17 protein-coding genes and 1 pseudogene are annotated in these 18,036 nt (G+C 62.0%); 8 read left to right on the top strand and 10 right to left on the bottom strand.

Annotated elements, in window-relative coordinates:
• Positions 1-27 precede the first annotated feature (27 nt).
• Together JNA92_RS25980 and JNA92_RS02260 are read right to left on the bottom strand one after the other, a co-directional pair.
• Positions 28-186, bottom strand: a pseudogene (locus JNA92_RS25980) (HAMP domain-containing protein); the annotation flags it as partial.
• A gap of 763 nt (positions 187-949) precedes the next feature.
• Entirely contained in the window at positions 950-2,713 is a 1,764-nt protein-coding gene (locus tag JNA92_RS02260) for an ABC transporter transmembrane domain-containing protein (RefSeq protein ID WP_241803148.1), read from the bottom strand.
• A 203-nt stretch (positions 2,714-2,916) separates the two neighbouring features.
• Here JNA92_RS02260 and JNA92_RS02255 point away from each other — a divergent pair, with 203 nt between their 5' ends.
• Positions 2,917-3,090 (top strand): PA1571 family protein, encoded by a 174-nt coding sequence (locus JNA92_RS02255; protein WP_241803147.1) that lies wholly within the window; start codon positions 2,917-2,919, stop codon positions 3,088-3,090.
• Positions 3,091-3,158: 68 nt separating this feature from the next.
• On the opposite strand, the gene pdxB is transcribed toward JNA92_RS02255, so the two are convergent.
• Positions 3,159-4,301, bottom strand: a complete 1,143-nt coding sequence (gene pdxB / locus JNA92_RS02250; RefSeq protein ID WP_241803146.1) for a 4-phosphoerythronate dehydrogenase PdxB — start codon at positions 4,299-4,301, stop codon at positions 3,159-3,161.
• A 60-nt stretch (positions 4,302-4,361) separates the two neighbouring features.
• Positions 4,362-4,604: a sulfurtransferase TusA gene (gene tusA / locus JNA92_RS02245; protein WP_012313540.1), complete on the bottom strand. Its 243-nt coding sequence runs from the start codon at positions 4,602-4,604 to the stop codon at positions 4,362-4,364.
• Between the two features lie 14 nt (positions 4,605-4,618).
• Here tusA and JNA92_RS02240 point away from each other — a divergent pair, with 14 nt between their 5' ends.
• Positions 4,619-5,005, top strand: a complete 387-nt coding sequence (locus JNA92_RS02240; RefSeq protein ID WP_241803145.1) for a hypothetical protein — start codon at positions 4,619-4,621, stop codon at positions 5,003-5,005.
• Positions 5,006-5,670: 665 nt separating this feature from the next.
• On the opposite strand, the gene rlmM is transcribed toward JNA92_RS02240, so the two are convergent.
• Positions 5,671-6,738 (bottom strand): 23S rRNA (cytidine(2498)-2'-O)-methyltransferase RlmM, encoded by a 1,068-nt coding sequence (gene rlmM, locus JNA92_RS02235; RefSeq protein WP_241803144.1) that lies wholly within the window; start codon positions 6,736-6,738, stop codon positions 5,671-5,673.
• Between the two features lie 223 nt (positions 6,739-6,961).
• Between rlmM and acnA the strand changes: the two genes are divergently transcribed.
• A complete protein-coding gene (gene acnA / locus JNA92_RS02230; RefSeq protein ID WP_241803143.1) occupies positions 6,962-9,703 on the top strand; it encodes an aconitate hydratase AcnA in 2,742 nt (913 codons plus the stop codon).
• Positions 9,704-9,961: 258 nt separating this feature from the next.
• Positions 9,962-11,527, top strand: coding sequence for a methyl-accepting chemotaxis protein (locus tag JNA92_RS02225; protein ID WP_241803142.1), 1,566 nt, complete (start codon positions 9,962-9,964; stop codon positions 11,525-11,527).
• Positions 11,528-11,567: 40 nt separating this feature from the next.
• On the opposite strand, the gene JNA92_RS02220 is transcribed toward JNA92_RS02225, so the two are convergent.
• From JNA92_RS02220 to JNA92_RS02200, 5 genes are all read right to left on the bottom strand, one after another.
• Positions 11,568-12,452 carry a pseudouridine synthase gene (locus JNA92_RS02220; protein WP_241803141.1) on the bottom strand — a complete coding sequence of 295 codons (885 nt, stop codon included), beginning with the start codon at positions 12,450-12,452 and terminating at the stop codon, positions 11,568-11,570.
• A gap of 51 nt (positions 12,453-12,503) precedes the next feature.
• Positions 12,504-12,812 (bottom strand): transcriptional regulator, encoded by a 309-nt coding sequence (locus JNA92_RS02215; protein ID WP_241803140.1) that lies wholly within the window; start codon positions 12,810-12,812, stop codon positions 12,504-12,506.
• Between the two features lie 71 nt (positions 12,813-12,883).
• Entirely contained in the window at positions 12,884-13,315 is a 432-nt protein-coding gene (locus JNA92_RS02210; protein WP_241803139.1) for a D-Ala-D-Ala carboxypeptidase family metallohydrolase, read from the bottom strand.
• Between the two features lie 104 nt (positions 13,316-13,419).
• Positions 13,420-13,659 carry a glutaredoxin family protein gene (locus JNA92_RS02205; RefSeq protein ID WP_241803138.1) on the bottom strand — a complete coding sequence of 80 codons (240 nt, stop codon included), beginning with the start codon at positions 13,657-13,659 and terminating at the stop codon, positions 13,420-13,422.
• Between the two features lie 73 nt (positions 13,660-13,732).
• The gene (locus JNA92_RS02200; protein ID WP_241803137.1) at positions 13,733-14,941 is read right to left on the bottom strand and encodes an ammonium transporter; all 1,209 of its coding nucleotides are present in this window, start codon (positions 14,939-14,941) and stop codon (positions 13,733-13,735) included.
• A 314-nt stretch (positions 14,942-15,255) separates the two neighbouring features.
• On the opposite strand from JNA92_RS02200, the gene JNA92_RS02195 reads away from it, so the two are divergent.
• The 4 genes from JNA92_RS02195 (at position 15,256) to JNA92_RS02180 (ending at position 17,774) form a co-directional block, all read left to right on the top strand.
• On the top strand, positions 15,256-15,570 hold the full coding sequence (locus JNA92_RS02195; RefSeq protein WP_012313531.1) for a DUF883 family protein: 315 nt from the start codon (positions 15,256-15,258) through the stop codon (positions 15,568-15,570).
• Positions 15,571-15,579: 9 nt separating this feature from the next.
• The gene (locus tag JNA92_RS02190) at positions 15,580-15,954 is read left to right on the top strand and encodes a phage holin family protein (RefSeq protein ID WP_241803136.1); all 375 of its coding nucleotides are present in this window, start codon (positions 15,580-15,582) and stop codon (positions 15,952-15,954) included.
• Entirely contained in the window at positions 15,951-16,280 is a 330-nt protein-coding gene (locus tag JNA92_RS02185; protein WP_241803135.1) for a hypothetical protein, read from the top strand. The genes JNA92_RS02190 and JNA92_RS02185 overlap by 4 nt, the downstream gene beginning before the upstream one ends.
• Positions 16,281-16,442: 162 nt before the next feature.
• Positions 16,443-17,774, top strand: a complete 1,332-nt coding sequence (locus JNA92_RS02180; protein ID WP_241803134.1) for a deoxyguanosinetriphosphate triphosphohydrolase — start codon at positions 16,443-16,445, stop codon at positions 17,772-17,774.
• Positions 17,775-18,036 lie beyond the last annotated feature (262 nt).

Raw genomic sequence — 18,036 nt, 5'->3', positions numbered from 1 at the left:
ACGCAAGGTATTGGCGGCACGCGCAAGGCGTCCCAGCTCATCCTCCCGACGGCTTTCGACCCGCGCCCCAAAGTGGCCTTGGCTCAGTTGGGCAACGTATTCGATCAACTGACTGATGGGCTCGATCAGGCTGCGGTTGACCCGCCACAGGCTGAGCAAACCCACCAACAGGGCCGAACCGAGCATCACCAGCATACCCAGCCATACCGTGCGCTCGGCACTGGCATTGATGCTGACGGCCCGCTCACGGGCGTCGGCGCGCAACTGCTCGACCAACGCGCTCATCTGCTCGCTGGCAGCACGGTCGACACCTTTGACCGCCAGATCGCCAGCGGCCGGGTCACCCCCTGCCGCCAGAAAAGCCTGGCGCCCCTGCGCGTAGGCCACGCCCAATTGCCGATGGCTGTCACGCAGCTGCTGCAAAGGCTCCTTGAGCTTCTGATCACTGCTGTCGATCAGCTGCCCAAGCAATTGCTGGACCTGCTGCTCACGGGCCTGGAACTGCTGCCAGTACTTCTCCAGTTCGGCCGGCTGACGGCCGCGCAGCAGCACGTTCTTCCACTCCTGCACCTGGATCTTGAACTGCAGGTTAGCTTCGTCGATCGATTGCGAGGCCTGCAGTGGTCCATCGACCAGCGTGGCATAGCTGCGCACACTGGAGGACAGAAACTGGAAGCACACCAAGGCAATCAGCAGCATCGCCACCAAGCTGCCGCCGAGCAGGGCAAGAATTTGTACTCTGAGGGATTTTCGCAACATCGCAGATCTCGGGAACAAGGATTGAGGAAACAGCGCGCCGCTGGCAGCGCCGCCACAGACGTCCATGTCCTCGTTCGCAGGCCAAAAAAAAGCTGCCATCGATCGATAGCAGCCAGGTCGAGCACTTACGCAACAGTTGAAGGGATACTCTCAAGCAATTGCTACAAAAATGTTACAAGCCTTGGGCGCGTCAAGCGTTGTTGAACTGCAGTGAGGCGAGCCTGGCGTACAAAGGGCTTTTTTCGAGCAGTTCACGGTGAGTACCCACTGCCACCAGGCGCCCCTTGTCGATGACTGCGATGCGGTCAGCATGCTGCACCGTGGCCAGGCGGTGGGCGATGACCAGCGTGGTGCGGCCCGCCATCAGGCTCGGCAGGGCCTGCTGGATCAAGTGTTCGCTCTGCGCATCGAGGGCGCTGGTGGCTTCGTCGAGCAGCAGGATCGGCGCATCCACCAGCAACGCTCGGGCAATCGCCAGGCGTTGCCGCTGCCCGCCCGACAGGCCAATACCGCCCTCGCCCAGTGGTGTCTGGTAACCCTGCGGCAATTGCCGGATGAACGCGTCGGCATGCGCGCCACGCGCCGCTGCCTCTACCTCGGCCAGGCTGGCCTCGGGGCGCCCATAGCGGATATTGGCCTCGACCGTAGCGCGAAACAGTGAAGGGTTCTGCGCTACCAGCGCGAACTGGCGGCGTAGATCGCCCAGCGCCAGGCTGGTGATTGGCTGGCCATCCACAAGGATGGCGCCCTGCTGAGGGTCGTAAAAACGCAGCAGCAAGTCGAACAGTGTCGATTTGCCGGCACCAGATGGCCCCACCAGCGCCACGGTCTGGCCTGGCTCGATGACCAGGCTCAGGTTGTCGATGGCGGCGACCGATGGCCTGGAAGGGTAAGCGAATGCGAGGTTCTTCAGCTCGATATGCCCGCCAGTGCCCTGCCGACGCAGCGCCAACGGCTGCTCGGGCTCGATAATGCTGCTGCGCGCGGCCAGCAGTTCAGCGATACGCTCGGCCGCACCGGCAGCGCGCTGCAGTTCGCCGATGACTTCGCTCAGCGTTCCGAAGGCACTGCCGACAATCAGGCTGTAAAACACGAAGGCTGCCAGTTCGCCTGCGGAGATGCGCCCGGCGATCACATCCGTGCCGCCGACCCATAACATCACCCCCACCGCGCCCAGCACCAGCACGATCACCAGGGTGATCAACCAGGCCCGCTGCGCGATGCGCTGACGCGCCACGGCGAAAGCCGCCTCTACCGTATCGGCGAAGAGCTGGCGATCGAGCGCCTGGTGGTTGTACGCCTGCACGGTCTTGATCTGCCCCAGCGTCTCGGCCACATAGCTGCCCACATCCGCCACCCGGTCCTGGCTCTGCCGCGACAGGCTGCGCACGCGCCTGCCAAACAGCAGGATCGGTGCCAGTACCAACGGCAGGGCCACCACGACGATGCCGGTGAGCTTGGGGTTGGTGATGAAAAGCAGCACGACACCGCCGATCACCATGAGGGCGTTGCGCAGGAACATCGACAGCGATGAGCCGATGACCGCCTGCAGCAAGGTGGTATCTGCGGTCAGCCGGGACTGGATCTCCGAGCTGCGGTTGTCTTCGAAAAAGCCAGGGTGCAGGCCTATCAGGTGATCGAAGACGGCGCGGCGAATATCGGCCACGCACCGCTCACCGATCCAGGAAACCAGGTAGAAGCGGCTGAATGTACCGACCGCCAGCGCCAACACCAAAAGCATGAACAGGCCGATGGTCTGATTGAGCTGGTGCACCGAACGGGTCATGAATCCCTGGTCCACCAATAGGCGGATACCCTGCCCTATGGACAGTGTTATGCCGGCGGTCACTACCAGAGCCAGCAGCGCCAACAGCGCTTGGCCACGGTATGGGCGCATGAATTGCCAGCAGAGAAACAAGGCGCGACGCTGACGTGAAGATACCGGTTCGGGCATGGCGATGGACCACAATGACAGTGAAACAGCAGCCTACCATTCATCCCGCCTGGCAGTGGCTATAGCCCATCGTTCTAAGCCATCGCTGGAGGTTTACCGCACTTTCTGGTGGACTGTAACTGCCGTGGCCTCCAAGAGCCGCTGTCACAGGCCAGTCACGGCACAGGTTTACCTTGATATTGGACCTGATGAGGAGACGTTAGATGAGCTTGCAGCATGGCAGCGACACCCAGAAGCCCCAGAACACCCCGCAACAGAAGGTCTGTGGTTCGATCATCGATGCCCAGGGGCGTGAAGTACCGATTACTGAGCAAATGATCCAGCAGGCCTGCAAGGACCTGGAAGCCAGCCGGGTGAAGAAGGTACAAAAGGGCTGAGTGAAGAATTGATTGAAACCCGGCGCTGGCGCCGGGTTTTTATTTGCCCGTGATGTTCTGCCTGCTCATCAAACGACCACTGCACCCAAGGCATTGGCCATCTGCACCAACTGCGCAGCCTCGCCTGGCAACCGCACCGCCAACCCTTCGATTTCACGGCGTGGCGGGTACTGTTTGCGCAAGAGGTCGAAGGCCGCGCGTTGCTCGGCCGCGTCGTCGCTCAGGCTGCGCCGGAAATCGGCATCGTCGCGGCGCGGGTCGTACACCGCCCGGCACAAGGTCGCCAAGGCCCAGCCCAGGTCCGCTTCGCCATCGAATTCGATCTGCGCCAGTGGCGGTTTGGGCAGCAGATCCTGCAACTGCACGCGCTCGTCTTCACCCAGGAAGCGGCACAATGCCTGGTAGATCTGCGCCGTGCCGCGCTGGCGGCCATCGAGGCTGTAGCCGGCGATGTGTGGCGTGGCCAGGGTGCAGAGGTCGGCCAGTTGCAGGTCGACCTGGGGTTCGCCCTCCCATACATCGAGCACGGCGTGCACGTCTTCGCGGTCCAATAGCAGCTCTCGCAGGGCAAGGTTGTCGACCACCGGCCCACGGCTGGCGTTGATCAGCCATGCGCCAGGGCGCAGTTGCGCGAGCTGCGCTTGGCCCAGCAGGTGCCAGGTGGGGTGCTCGCCGTCACGCTGCAAGGGGGTATGCAGGCTGATCACATCGCATTGTTCAAGCACTGTTTGCAGGCTGACGAAATCGCCGCCTTCAGCCGCCTGGCGCAGCGGGTCGCAGACCAGCACCTTCCAGCCCATGCCATGCAACACGCGCACCAGCCGGCCACCGACCTCCCCTGCGCCAACCACGCCATAGGTGCGTTGGGGCAGCGCCGCGCCGTCCAGGTCGGCGAGGGTCAGCAGGCTGCCGAGCACGTAGTCGACCACACCGCGGGCATTGCAGCCCGGCGCGCTGCTCCAGTGGATGCCCGCTTCGGCGAAGTAGTCCAGGTCCAGGTGGTCGGTGCCGATGGTGCAGGTGCCGACGAAGCGTACCTTGCTGCCTTCGAGCAGTTGCCGGTCGACTTTGGTCACCGAGCGCACCAGCAGGACGTCGGCTTCTTTGACGCTGGCGGCGTCCATGCTTCTGCCGGGAAAACGGCGGATCTCGCCGAAACCTTGGAAAAATGCATCGAGCAGCGGGATATTCTCGTCGGCAACTATCAGCATGGCGCTCTCCTGTCTGGGGAACGCAGTGTAGGTGCTATGCCCGGCACGATCCAGCGTGGATCAGTCGGCTTTCTTGCGAATCCAGTACAGGTAGGTACCGGCTTCTTCCTGCTGCTGGAGCAGTTCGTGGCCGAGGAAGTTGCAGAACTTGGGGATGTCGCGGCGGGTGGAGGGATCGGTGGCGATGACCTTGAGCAGGCCGCCGGCGGCCAGATTGCGTACGTGGGTGTGCAGCATCATGACCGGTTCTGGGCAGTTCAGGCCAGTGGCATCGAGGATGGCGTCGGGGGTGAAGTCTGTCATGGGTGGCTCCGCAAATGATCGCTATTGTGGCGCATAGCGCGGCACGCACCAATACCCACCCGCCCCTGCGCTGCAAGCGCAATGTCCCTCGCCTTCGCCGCGACCTCGCCTGTGCCTGTGCCTGTGCCTGTGCCTGTGCCTGTGCCCTTGCCTTTGCCTTTGCCTTTGCTTTTGCTTTTGCTTTTGCTTTTGCTTTTGCTTTTGCTTTTGCTTTTGCTTTTGCTTTTGCTTTTGCTTTTGCTTTTGCTTTTGCTTTTGATTTTGCTTTTGATTTTGCTTTTCAGCGCGCGGTAGTTCAGGCACCGCAGATTGCGACTTCAGGAGGCCGAGCGCAGGTCTTGCGGAGGGAGGTGACGGGCATGGATGCCCGTCAAGCGCTTCGGCCCATGGATGGGCCGTGAGCGCGGTCCTCCCGGGAGCAAGGCCGGAGCGAGGGAACCCCGAAGCGCAGCGTAGGGGCCGGATGATAGGAGCCAGCCTTTTTTGGTTACTTTTTGGGGCGTTTGCCAAAAAGTGACCCGCCGTAAGGGCGGAAAGGTGAGTGAGCGTCGCCACAGCAAATGGATATGCCCAGATGAATAAAAACCCCAGCATAAGCTTTGGCTTCTGGCTTCTGGCTTCTGGCTTCTGGCTTCTGGCTTCTGGCTTCTGGCTTGTGGCTTGTGGCTTGTGGCTTGTGGCTTGTGGCTTGTGGCTTGTGGCTTGTGGCTTTCAGCTAGCGTGAATATCCATTTGCCGAGGAGGCGCTGAATCACCTTTCCGCCCTTACGGCGGGTCCCTTTTTGTCTTGGCAAAAAGGAACCAAAAACCGCCCGCTCCCATCATCCGGCCCCTACGCTTCGCTTCGGGGTTCCCTCACTCCGGCCTTGCTCCCGGGAGGACCGCGCTCACGGCCCATCCATGGGCCGAAGCGCTTGACGGGCATCCATGCCCGTCACCTCCCTCCGCAAGACCTCCGTTCGGCCTCCTGAAGTCGCAATCTGCAGCGTCTGATCTACCGCGCACTGAAAAGCAAAAGCAAAAGCAGAAGCAGAACAGCGGCAGCGGCAGCGGCAGCGGCAGCGGCTTATTTTCGCGGTTTCAGGTCCAGCCTGCGCAGATGGCAGGTCACTTCCTCACGGTCGTGATACAGCTGCTTGCAGGCAATCGAAACCTTGACCTTGCCCGCCTTGAAGGTCGCCTCCATGCGGTCCAGCAGCCGACGCACTTCGGCATATCGCTGCTTCATCGGCAATTTCAGATTGACCACCGCCTCCCGGCACAAGCCCTCCCCCAACCAAGTCTCGATCAACCCAGTGGTACGCGCAGGCTTCTCGACGATATCGCAGACCATCCAGTCCACCGGTTGCTTGGGCTGCCAGGTGAAGCCATCGGCCATCAAGTGTTGCACCAGGCCAGTGTCCATCAAACTCTCGGCCATCGGCCCGTTGTCGATCGCAGTGACCAGCATGCCCCGGCGTACCAGTTGGTAAGTCCAGCCACCCGGCGATGCCCCCAGATCAACCCCGGTCATGTCATCGCCCAACCGCTGCTCCCACTGCTCGCGCGGAATGAACTGGTGCCACGCCTCTTCAAGCTTCAACGTCGAACGGCTCGGCGCCTCCCGCGGGAATTTCAAGCGAGGAATGCCCATCGGCCACAGCGCACTGTTGTTCGCATCGGCAACGCCAACGAATACCCGACGACCACTGATGAACGTCAGCAACAGCCGAGGCAGGCTGGCGTTATCGACCAAGCGCCCGGCCTTTTCCAACGCCTTGCGCAGCGGCACCTCGAACTTGCGGCAAAACGTCGACAGCTCCTTGCCATCGTTGCTGTCGAGCACCTCCAGCCACAGGCTGCCAAACACCGGCAATGCCCGCAGATGCTCGAGCAACACGCTGACCCGATCGGTCTCAGGCAGTTCGATGTAGCTCCCACGCGCCCACTGGCGCGGGAAGATCAGTTGAGCAAAGCGCAACTGCGCCATCAACCGCTGCGCACCTTCGGCTTCGGCGCAGACAAACTCGGCGCAGGCGCTTTGCGGCTTGCCTTTGGCATAACCGGCAACCCCCAGGCGGGCAGCGTGTTCGCTGATCTCCGCGCAGACCTCGCCCTCGAACCCGGGCCGGCTATGCATGAACAGGGTATTCATCTCTCACTCCACTACGGCTGACGCACCAAAGGCGCCGGCAGGGCGGCGATGATAAAGGAAGATCGGAACCTGCGACATGCCCCGCCGGTCCAGAATAGGGTCAGGGCAGACAAACCGGTCTAACCTGACTCTTCAGCCAGGTCCGTACCGTGCGGGCCGAAACACCGCGGTGACACCGGCATCAACCAGCCAATGCCGGGCACCGGTGCATAAGGAGTTGGCAATGCCCTCGCTCGATAGCCTGAATACCCTCAAAACCCTCGAAGTGGCCGATCAGACCTACCACTACTACAGCCTTGCCGAAGCGGCACGACAGCTCGGAGACCTGCAGCGCCTGCCCATGTCGCTCAAGGTGCTGCTGGAAAACCTGCTGCGCTGGGAAGACGGCAAGACGGTCAGCAGCGACGACCTGCGCTCGCTCGCCGACTGGCTGCAAGACCGTCGTTCCGATCGCGAAATCCAATACCGCCCGGCGCGGGTACTGATGCAGGATTTCACCGGCGTGCCAGCGGTCGTCGACCTGGCGGCCATGCGCGCTGCCATGGCCAAGGCCGGGGGCGACCCACAGCGAATCAACCCGCTGTCGCCTGTGGATTTGGTGATCGACCACTCGGTGATGGTCGACCGCTACGCCACCCCCAAGGCGTTCAGTGAAAACGTTGACATCGAGATGCAACGCAACGGTGAACGGTACGCCTTTCTGCGCTGGGGCCAGAGCGCGTTCGACAACTTCCGCGTAGTGCCGCCGGGCACCGGCATCTGCCACCAGGTCAACCTGGAGTACCTGGGCCGTACGGTATGGACCCGTGAGGCCGACGGGCGCACCTATGCGTTCCCGGACACCTTGGTCGGCACCGATTCGCACACCACCATGATCAACGGCTTGGGCGTGCTCGGCTGGGGCGTTGGCGGGATCGAAGCGGAGGCTGCCATGCTCGGCCAGCCAGTGTCGATGCTGATCCCGGAAGTGATCGGTTTCAAGCTTACCGGCAAGCTGCGCGAAGGCATCACTGCCACCGACCTGGTGCTGACCGTGACCCAGATGCTGCGCAAGAAAGGCGTGGTCGGCAAATTCGTCGAATTCTACGGTGACGGCCTGGCCGACCTGCCCTTGGCCGACCGTGCCACCATTGCCAACATGGCGCCGGAATACGGCGCGACCTGTGGCTTCTTCCCCGTCGATGAGGTCACCTTGGACTACCTGCGCCTTTCGGGTAGGCCGCAGCAAACGGTGCAACTGGTCGAACAGTACTGCAAGACACAAGGCCTGTGGCGCCTGCCAGGCCAGGAACCGCTGTTCACCGATACCCTGGCCTTGGACATGGGTGACGTCGAAGCAAGCCTGGCCGGGCCCAAGCGCCCGCAGGACCGCGTTGCGCTCGGCCAGGTCAGCCAAGCGTTCGACCACTTCATCGAACTGCAGCCCAAACCGCTGGCCAAAGAAGTCGGCCGCCTGGAAAGCGAAGGCGGTGGCGGTGTAGCGGTGGGCAACGCCGACCAGGCCCGGGAGATCGACTACAGCCACCAAGGCCAGACCTATACCCTGCGCGACGGTGCCGTGGTGATTGCCGCCATTACCTCCTGCACCAACACCTCCAACCCCAGCGTGATGATGGCGGCTGGCCTGGTGGCGAAAAAGGCGCTGGAGAAAGGGCTACAGCGCAAACCCTGGGTGAAGAGCTCGCTGGCACCTGGTTCCAAGGTGGTCACCGACTATTACAACGCCGCCGGGCTCACCCCTTACCTGGACCAACTGGGTTTCGACCTGGTCGGCTACGGCTGTACCACTTGTATCGGCAACTCCGGCCCACTGGACGAGGCCATCGAGAACGCCATCGGTAGCGCCGACCTGACCGTGGCCTCGGTACTGTCGGGCAACCGCAACTTCGAAGGCCGCGTGCACCCGCTGGTCAAGACCAACTGGCTGGCCTCGCCACCCTTGGTGGTGGCCTACGCGCTGGCCGGCAGCGTGCGCCTGGACCTTACCCGTGACCCACTGGGCACAGGCAAGGACGGGCAGCCCGTGTACCTGCGCGACATCTGGCCCAGCCAGCAGGAAATCGCCGACGCCGTGGCCAAGGTCGACACGGCGATGTTCCACAAGGAGTACGCCGAAGTATTCGCAGGTGATGCGCAGTGGCAAGCGATCGAAGTGCCGCAGGCGGCCACCTACGTGTGGCAGGACGACTCCACCTATATCCAGCACCCTCCGTTCTTCGACGGCATTGGCGGGCCACTGCCGGTGATCGAGAACATCCAGGGCGCGCGCATTCTCGCCCTGCTTGGCGATTCGGTGACGACCGACCACATCTCCCCCGCCGGCAACATCAAGGTCGACAGCCCGGCCGGGCGCTACCTGCGCGAAAAAGGCGTGGAACCTCATGACTTCAACTCGTACGGGTCACGCCGGGGCAACCATGAGGTGATGATGCGTGGCACCTTCGCCAACATCCGTATCCGCAACGAAATGCTCGCCGGTGAAGAAGGCGGCAACACGTTGTACGTACCCACCGGGGAAAAGCTCTCGATCTATGACGCGGCCATGCGCTACCAGGCTCAAGGCACACCACTGGTGGTGATCGCCGGCCAGGAGTACGGCACCGGCTCCAGCCGCGACTGGGCAGCCAAGGGCACCAACCTGCTGGGGGTCAAGGCGGTACTGGCGGAGAGTTTCGAGCGCATCCACCGCTCCAACCTGGTCGGCATGGGCGTGCTGCCGCTGCAGTTCAAAGCCGGGCACGATCGCAAGCAACTCGGGCTCACTGGCAAAGAGCAAATCGACATCCTGGGTTTGACCGGGGCTCAGGTAAAACCCGGCATGACCCTGCAACTGCGCATCACCCGTGAGGACGGGCAGCAGCAAGACATCGAGGTGCTGTGCCGGATCGATACGGTCAATGAAGTGGAATACTTCAAAGCCGGCGGCATCTTGCACTATGTATTGCGGCAACTGATCGCCAGCTGAAACCCAGTGACCGGGGCGCACATGCGCCCCTTTTTGTTTCCGCGGCTGGCGCTTGGCCTGCCAATCGGTCATGATTTGACCCGCACGTCATCATCTGCAATACATCGCCAATAGTGGCGCCTTCTTTCGCGAACGTGCCAGGCTGCTAACGCAATCACAGCCGCCTGTTCCTGCGCCAGATCAACGAAGTTAAATCTCCATTCAATAAAAACGCTGGCTTGCCGATATCTGTCGAAAGCCTTGCGGATTACTCAGCCCATGCGTAACAACCAGCCGATCACTCAACGGGAAAGGACTTTCCCTGCCCAACAACGCTTGATCTCGACCACCAATGCCAAGGGTGTGATCACCTATTGCAATGATGCGTTCGTCGAGATCAGCGGCTTCACGCGCGAGGAACTGGTCGGCGCACCGCACAACCTGGTACGCCACCCGGATGTGCCCCCTGCGGTGTTCGCCCACATGTGGCAGACCCTCAAGCAAGGCCAGCCTTGGATGGGTATCGTCAAGAACCGCTGCAAGTCGGGTGACCATTACTGGGTCAACGCCTATGTCACGCCGATCTTCGACAACAACCAGGTGACCGGTTTCGAGTCGGTGCGGGTCAAGCCCACCGCCGAGCAGATCCGCCGCGCCGAAGCCCTGTACCAGCGCATCAACCAGGGCAAACCCGCCGTTCCGCGGCGTGACAAGTGGCAGCCAGTGCTGCAGGACTGGCTGCCCTTCATCCTGGTCAGCCAGGTCGGTTTCCTGATCGGTAACTGGCTCGGGCATTCCTGGGGCTTCGCCCTGGCCGCCGCCCTGTCGGTGCCGCTCGGCCTGCTGGGCCTGGGCTGGCAACAACGCGGCCTCAAACGCCTGCTGCGCCTGGCCGAACAGACCACCTCCGACCCTTTGATCGCGCAGATGTTCACCGACAGCCGTGGCGTTCAGGCTCGCCTGGAAATGGCCCTGCTCAGCCAGGACGCGCGCATGAAAACCTGCCTGACCCGCCTGCAGGACAGCGCCGAACACCTCAGCGATCAGGCACGCCAGTCCGATGTCCTGGCCCACAAGAGCTCCTCGGGGCTGGAGCGCCAGCGGGTCGAGACCGAGCAGGTTGCCGCTGCCGTCAACCAGATGGCTGCCACGACCCAGGAGGTGGCCAACCATGTACAGCGCACTGCCGATGCCACGCAGGAAGCCAACCGCCTGACCAGCCAGGGCCGGCAGATCGCCGGTGAAACCCGCGACGCCATCGAGCGCCTGTCGGCGGCCGTGGGTGAAACCGGCGAAACCGTGACACAACTGGCCAAGGACAGCGACGAAATCGGTGGCGTGGTCGATGTGATCAAGGGCATTGCCGACCAGACCAACCTGCTGGCACTGAACGCCGCCATCGAAGCGGCCCGCGCTGGCGAGATGGGCCGTGGCTTCGCCGTGGTGGCCGATGAAGTGCGCCAGCTGGCCCAGCGCACCGCTGAGTCCACAGGGCAGATCCATGGCCTGATTGCCAAGCTGCAACAGACCGCCAACAACGCCGTGCTCACCATGGAGTCTGGCCATCGCCAGGCTCAGGAGGGCGTAGAACGTGTGATGCAGGCTGACCAGGCGTTGGTGGGGATCAGCGAGGCGGTGGCCAACATTACCGACATGGCGACTCAGATCGCAGCAGCCACTGAAGAGCAGACTGCCGTGGCCGACGAGATCAGCCGCAACATCAGCACGATCGCCGAACTGGCCGACCAGACAGCCGAACAGGCACAGCACTCTGCACTGCTCAGCGAAGCATTGACCACTACCGCCGGTGGCCAGTACTCACTGGTGGAGCGCTTCAACCGCTGACAACACAGCGCCCCTTCGCGGCACTCACCGTGAAGGGGCGCTACCAACCGAGGGTCAGGCGGCTCTCGAAAAACCGCTCCTCCCCCGTCAACGGGTCGGCAAAGCGCAAGCTGTGTGCCAGCAGCTTCAATGGCCGCTGGTAATCATCTTCCACCTCGAGAAGCGCTGGATAGAACGGGTCGTTACAAATCCCCGCCCCCAGTGCCGCCATGTGCACCCGCAGTTGATGGGTCTTGCCGGTCACCGGCGAAAGGCCGTAGCGCCACAACTCCCCCCGCTTCTCCAGCACCTCGGCCAGGGTTTCGCTGTTATCGTCGCCCTGTACCTCATGCATACGGAAAAACGGCTCGCCATGTACCAGGCGGCTTTTATGCACCAGCGGAAAATCATGCTGGGGCAAGGCCGGGGCGATGGCCTGATAGCGTTTGTCGATACGACGCTCGGGAAACAGACGCTGGTACGCGCTGCGGGTTTGCGGGTTGGCCGAGAACAACACCAGCCCTGCGGTATGCCGATCGATGCGGTGCAACGGCACCAGGTGAGGGTTGTCCAGACGCCGGATCAGACGGCGCAGCAAAGTCTGTTCGACATATTCACCGGTTGGCGTAACCGGCAGAAAATGCGGTTTGTCGGCCACCACCAGATGCTCGTCCACATGCAGGATGGTTTCCTGAACCGGGATCGGCCGCTCGTTGGGCACCTCGCGAAAATAGTGCAGACGCATGCCGCGGCGGTAAGGCAGGTCGGCTGCGACCGCCCGGCCTTCGGCGTCTAGCACCCGGCCACGAGCAAAACGGTCAAGCCACTGGGCACGCTCGATCGCCTTGAAATGGTCGCACAGGCAATCAAGTACCGTCGCCCAGTTGCCAGGTGGCAGGCACACCGTGCTGGCTTGCTGGCGGGCGGGGTCGAATGGCGTGGTCATGGCGAGACTCGGGGCAGGCAGGGCCGGGCATTATCCCCCAACCCCACCAGCTCAACCAGCCTGGACCGCGGCCTCGCTGCGTGCCTTCAGCCAGCGCAGAACCTGCACGGGCTCCCAGCGGCCTGGATCATAGAGCGCATACAGCAAGCCTTGGTAACCCACCACATCCAACCCTCGATGGTACCCGGCCCGCTGAAACAGGGCCTCGATCTCGGCGAAGCAGGTGTTGAAATGGACCTTGCCGAACGGCGTACGGTCATCGGTGACCAGGCCTTCGAGGCGCAGTTCCAGCACAGCGTCACATACCCGCTCCACCGGCATGCGGTTGACGCTGTACTTGAGTTGCTCGACATTGAGCATGGGCTTACCTCGATACTGTATTTATATACAGCATACGAACTTGCACACCCCGCCGTCAATTCATCCACGCCTCACCGCAAACCTGGCAGGTAGCCTGTGCCCCTGCGGATGGTCAGCACTTCACGACGCGGCACGTCCGGGGTTACCGACAGGTGGACCCAACTGTCGAACTCGAGGATCATCTGGTCGAAATTCACTGCACTTGCGCTCACCCGGCGGACCACCTCCCGATTACTGATGCCGAATATCTTGAAATCTGCAGCCAGCCCGTGCAGGTGCTGGCTACGCGAAGAGCCGCCTATACGTTTGTTCAGCGCGGGTGAGCGGTAACCACTGCTGACGATCACCGGCAGACCGAACAATGCTCGAACCTGCTCAAGGGCGTGACAGAGTAGATGAAGGTTACTGATGACTTGCTGCGGTGGCGTATTGTCCAGCCCTTCGCGAGAGGCGACCTGCGAGGCAACCATCTCTTCCAGGGTAAAGTTTGGTGTGATGAACATGACTGCATTCTCGACGATGATGAAGTACCGGCGTCTGTCGCCGGTACGGCATCTTCGAGCAACAACTCAGCGCATGCAGGCAGGCGATGCTTCCCCTGCCGCCATCATTGCGCGAGGAAGGCCACGACCTGTTCAGGATCGAACGGCCAAAGCAGCTCCGCCGAAGTATCGCAACGACGCAATACGGGAATGATCAGCCCGTAGCGCTCGAACAGCGCCTCGCTGTCGGCGATATCGACCAGCTCGACCAGCAGACCATGATCGACGAAAGGCATGAGCACAGCTTCGGCCACTTCGCACAAGTGGCACCCGACGGTGCCGAAGAGTTGGCATTCAGGCAGCATGGGGCGAGACCCGGTTTGGCGTGGATGAGAAGCCTATTCTAGGTCGCTACCGCCCCATGTGCACCTGAATCGCTCAATCCTGGCTGGTGGCACCGATGCGGTGCAGCGACAGGTCGGCGCCCTGGAACTCCTGCTCATGGCTCAGGCGCAGGCCGAGGACCGCACGGATCAGCCCGTACACCACAAAGCCGCCAAGCAGCGCGATCAGCACCCCTGACAGGCTCCCGATCAACTGGCTGATCAGGCTGACACCGCCCATACCGCCTAGGCTCGCCTGCCCGAAGATGCCACAGGCGATCCCGCCCCATACGCCGCACAGCCCGTGCAATGGCCACACGCCCAGTACATCGTCGATCTTCCAGCGGTTTTGCGCGGCAGTGAAGCTCCACACGAACAACACGCCCGCCACTAGGCCAGTAGCCAGCGCACCGAGCGGATGCATCAGGTCCGAACCTGCACAGATCGCTACCAGGCCAGCCAGCGGCCCGTTGTGCAGGAAACCCGGGTCGTTGCGCCCGGCCAACAAGGCTGCCAGGGTGCCGCCTACCATGGCCATCAGCGAATTGATCGCCACCAGGCCACTGACGCCTTGCAAGGTCTGCGCGCTCATGACGTTGAAGCCGAACCAGCCGATGATCAGGATCCACGAGCCCAGTGCCAGGAACGGAATGCTCGATGGCGCGAAGGCCACCAGCCGACCCTCACGGTACCGCCCCCGCCGTGCCCCGAGCAGCAGCACTGCCACCAGTGCCAGCCAGCCGCCCATCGCATGCACCACCACCGACCCTGCAAAATCATGGAACGGCGCACCGAAGCGCGCCTGCAGCCATGCCTGAGCACCGAAGTTGCCATTCCATACAACGCCCTCGAAGAACGGGTAAATGAAGGCTACGATCAACGCTGTGGCACACAGCTGAGGCACGAACCGCGCACGCTCGGCGATGCCCCCGGAGATGATCGCCGGTATCGCTGCTGCGAACGTCAGCAGGAAAAAGCACTTGACCAGCGCATAGCCGTGGTCGGCGGCCAGCTGGGATGCCGGGGCCAGAAAACTCGCACCATAGGCAACCCAGTAACCGATGAAGAAGTACACCAGCGCCGAGATGGCGAAATCGCTGAGTATCTTCGACAAGGCATTGACCTGGTTCTTGTGGCGCACGGTGCCCACTTCGAGAAACGCGAAGCCCGCGTGCATGGCAAGCACCAGAATGGCGCCCATGAGGATGAAAAGTGTATTGGAGCCGTGGACCAGGGTGTCCATGGCGCTGTGCATGTTGTCCATGAAAAGGCAGACCTGACTGAAAAAAGGCACCAGGACAGTTCAAGAACCTGCATCCATGCACCGGATCGGTGCCAGCCCACTGCCCGGGTACGGTGAACCGAGCGAAGCCTGCGTGGTTTTTCTTGGGTTTGTCGTGGATTGGGTTAAGGTTTATCGGTATATGCCGGGGTCGTTGCCCTTTATCGGCGCACCGCTGCGGTTTACGCCCCGCGTTGTGGCAATCTTCTTTAGCAAGGCCCATACCAGCAACGGAAATGAACCTTCAGCGCACAGCGAAACTCGAATGACCTACATATCGACACAGGGAGAGCACCATGGCCAGCAAATCGGCAAAGACTGCACAAGAGATATTGATGGCGGACTTTCAGGCTTTGGTCCGTGACACAGAGAAGCTCCTGGCCGACACCGCCAACCTGGCGGGCGACCAGGCCGATGAGCTGCGTGAGCAGATTCACGAGCGCCTTACCCAGGCCCGAGAAACCTTGCAACTGACCCAGGAGTCGGTACGTGAGCGGGGCCAGGCAGCCTTGGGCAGTGCCGAGCACTACGTACAGGAAAACCCTTGGCAGGCCATCGGCATTGCCGCAGGTGTCGGCCTGCTGATTGGCCTGTTGGCCAATCGGCGTTAAGGAGCTTCCATGGACAATGACGCCATTGGCACCGGCGCTTCGGGCAGGCGCCTGGGCGCCGCGATACTGGGGCTGCTGCATAGCCATATCGAACTGTTCGGTATCGAACTGCAGGAGCAGAAAGGACGCACCCTGAGCCTGTTGCTGTTCGCCGGCCTGGCGCTGGTGTTCGCCTTGCTGCTGCTGACAGCCTTGTCAGGCCTGCTGCTGGTGTTGCTGTGGGACAGCTACCGCCTGGCCGGGATAATCGGCCTGTGTGTGTTTTATGGTGTGGCTGCGCTGTATTGCGGCCTTCGCTTGAAAGCCGCGGTGTTCGATGAGTCTTCGCCGTTTGGCGCCACCCTCGAAGAACTTGCCAAGGATCGGGAGCGTCTGCTGCCATGAGCCTGCCTGAACTACCCAATACACGTAACCCACGAGAGCTGCGCAAAGCCCTGCTGCGCCTGCGCATGGAGATGCACCGCCAGCAAATCCGCCAGGAGTCCGGGCAAATGCTGCAGCCACTGCACCGCCTGCGCGGCATGGGCGGCTCACTGCATGATGGCCTGGGCATCAAGCACGCCCCTCTATGGGGCATTGGTGCAGTGGTCGCGCTGGGCTTTCTGACCGGCAAAGGGGTGCGCAGCGGCAACCTGTCGCGGCTGGTGCGCCTGGGCACTACCCTGCTGCCGCTGGTGAAGCTGTATCTGCAAGGCCCACGGCGCTCCTGAGCCACTACCAGAGCCGTCAATCACAGGTGACCCACGCGTTTGCAGCGTGGCTTGCACCTGTGCGCGACGGCTTGCCGACGATAAGGCCGGTAGCGATTTTCCGCTTGCACAGCCCCGCGCGACACCGGAAGCTACGCCATTCGACCCACAGGAGAGCGAGCCTTGGACTGGCATACCCTGCTCACCCGCGAGCGCCTGGGCAAAGCCCTGTACAGCCCGGAGGAACTGGGGCGTAGCCCCTTCCACAAGGACCACGACCGGATCATCTTCTCAGGCGCGTTTCGCCGCCTGGGGCGCAAGACCCAGGTTCACCCGGTTTCCAGCAACGACCACATTCACACACGCCTGACCCATTCCCTCGAGGTTAGCTGTGTAGGGCGCTCACTGGGCATGCGCGTCGGCGAAACGTTGCGGGGCAGCCTGCCTGACTGGTGCGAACCCAGTGATCTAGGCATGATCGTGCAGTCCGCCTGCCTGGCCCACGACATCGGCAACCCACCGTTCGGCCACTCCGGCGAAGATGCCATCCGCCATTGGTTCCAGCAGGCTGCAGGGCGCGGCTGGCTGGATGACATGACGGATGACGAGCGCGGCGACTTCCTCAATTTCGAAGGCAATGCCCAAGGCTTTCGCGTGCTCACCCAGCTTGAGTATCACCAGTTCGACGGCGGTACCCGCCTGACCTACGCCACCCTGGGTACCTATCTGAAGTACCCCTGGACCGCCCGGCATGCCGATGCCCTGGGGTACAAGAAGCACAAGTTCGGCTGCTACCAAAGCGAACTGCCGCTGCTAGAACAGATCGCCCAGAAGCTCGGCCTGCCCTTGCTGGAGGAGCAACGCTGGGCGCGCCATCCGCTGGTCTATCTGATGGAGGCAGCCGATGACATCTGCTACGGCCTGATCGACCTGGAAGATGGCCTGGAGATGGAGCTGCTGCAGTACGCCGAAGTGGAAGCACTGTTGCTGGACCTGGTCGGCGATGACTTGCCAGAAACCTATCGCCAGCTTGGCCCTGCAGATTCGCGGCGACGCAAGCTGGCGATCTTGCGTGGCAAGGCCATCGAGCACCTGACCAACGCCGCTGCGAGCGCTTTCGTCGAGCAACAGCAGGCCTTGCTTGCCGGGCAATTGAGCGGCGACCTGGTCGAGCACATGCATGGCCCGGCCAAGCGCTGCGTGCTTCAGGCCAAGGACATGGCACGCAACAAGATATTCCAGGACAAGCGCAAAACGCTGCACGAAATCGGTGCCTACACCACCCTGGAAATCCTCCTCAACACCTTCTGTGCTGCCGCCCTGGAGCAGCATGGCGGGCGCACCCCTTCCTTTAAGAGCCGCCGCGTACTCGATCTGATTGGTAACAATGCCCCCCACCCGCATGATTCTCTGCACAAAGCCTACCTGCGCATGATCGATTTCATCGCCGGCATGACCGACAGCTATGCCAGCGAGATGGCCCGCGAGATGACCGGCCGCTCCAGCCCGACCTGAACCTGGGTGCTGCCGCATGCCTTTACGTATGCGGCCCCTTTTATTGAAGGATATTTCCTACAAATGTCGCCAACTGTTAAACAGAAAGAGCATCTCCAAATAAAAAGTTACCAATAGACCTTTGACACTGATTCAAACTCTTACGCTTCGTAGCTCTAATTGCTTTCCACTGTAAGCCATTTCCCATATACGTTTAATCGCCCCACTTCACACCCCATGTCAGATGCAACTGGGTTAAGGTGCCCCCTGCCTCGTCATCCGC

The organism is Pseudomonas putida, from assembly GCF_022627325.1.
GTDB classification, from domain to species: Bacteria; Pseudomonadota; Gammaproteobacteria; order Pseudomonadales; family Pseudomonadaceae; genus Aquipseudomonas; species Aquipseudomonas putida_X.
The sequence above is the reverse complement of the archived record's forward strand: the minus strand, read 5'-3'. Positions and strand labels throughout refer to the sequence as shown.

What these genes read in the sequence shown, in the direction of transcription:
- JNA92_RS02260 (WP_241803148.1), bottom strand. Translation starts at nt 2,713, where the DNA reads ATGCCCGAACCGGTATCTTCACGTCAGCGTCGCGCCTTGTTTCTCTGC.
- JNA92_RS02255 (WP_241803147.1), top strand. Translation starts at nt 2,917, where the DNA reads ATGAGCTTGCAGCATGGCAGCGACACCCAGAAGCCCCAGAACACCCCG.
- pdxB (WP_241803146.1), bottom strand. Translation starts at nt 4,301, where the DNA reads ATGCTGATAGTTGCCGACGAGAATATCCCGCTGCTCGATGCATTTTTC.
- tusA (WP_012313540.1), bottom strand. Translation starts at nt 4,604, where the DNA reads ATGACAGACTTCACCCCCGACGCCATCCTCGATGCCACTGGCCTGAAC.
- JNA92_RS02240 (WP_241803145.1), top strand. Translation starts at nt 4,619, where the DNA reads ATGATCGCTATTGTGGCGCATAGCGCGGCACGCACCAATACCCACCCG.
- rlmM (WP_241803144.1), bottom strand. Translation starts at nt 6,738, where the DNA reads ATGAATACCCTGTTCATGCATAGCCGGCCCGGGTTCGAGGGCGAGGTC.
- acnA (WP_241803143.1), top strand. Translation starts at nt 6,962, where the DNA reads ATGCCCTCGCTCGATAGCCTGAATACCCTCAAAACCCTCGAAGTGGCC.
- JNA92_RS02225 (WP_241803142.1), top strand. Translation starts at nt 9,962, where the DNA reads ATGCGTAACAACCAGCCGATCACTCAACGGGAAAGGACTTTCCCTGCC.
- JNA92_RS02220 (WP_241803141.1), bottom strand. Translation starts at nt 12,452, where the DNA reads ATGACCACGCCATTCGACCCCGCCCGCCAGCAAGCCAGCACGGTGTGC.
- JNA92_RS02215 (WP_241803140.1), bottom strand. Translation starts at nt 12,812, where the DNA reads ATGCTCAATGTCGAGCAACTCAAGTACAGCGTCAACCGCATGCCGGTG.
- JNA92_RS02210 (WP_241803139.1), bottom strand. Translation starts at nt 13,315, where the DNA reads ATGTTCATCACACCAAACTTTACCCTGGAAGAGATGGTTGCCTCGCAG.
- JNA92_RS02205 (WP_241803138.1), bottom strand. Translation starts at nt 13,659, where the DNA reads ATGCTGCCTGAATGCCAACTCTTCGGCACCGTCGGGTGCCACTTGTGC.
- JNA92_RS02200 (WP_241803137.1), bottom strand. Translation starts at nt 14,941, where the DNA reads ATGGACAACATGCACAGCGCCATGGACACCCTGGTCCACGGCTCCAAT.
- JNA92_RS02195 (WP_012313531.1), top strand. Translation starts at nt 15,256, where the DNA reads ATGGCCAGCAAATCGGCAAAGACTGCACAAGAGATATTGATGGCGGAC.
- JNA92_RS02190 (WP_241803136.1), top strand. Translation starts at nt 15,580, where the DNA reads ATGGACAATGACGCCATTGGCACCGGCGCTTCGGGCAGGCGCCTGGGC.
- JNA92_RS02185 (WP_241803135.1), top strand. Translation starts at nt 15,951, where the DNA reads ATGAGCCTGCCTGAACTACCCAATACACGTAACCCACGAGAGCTGCGC.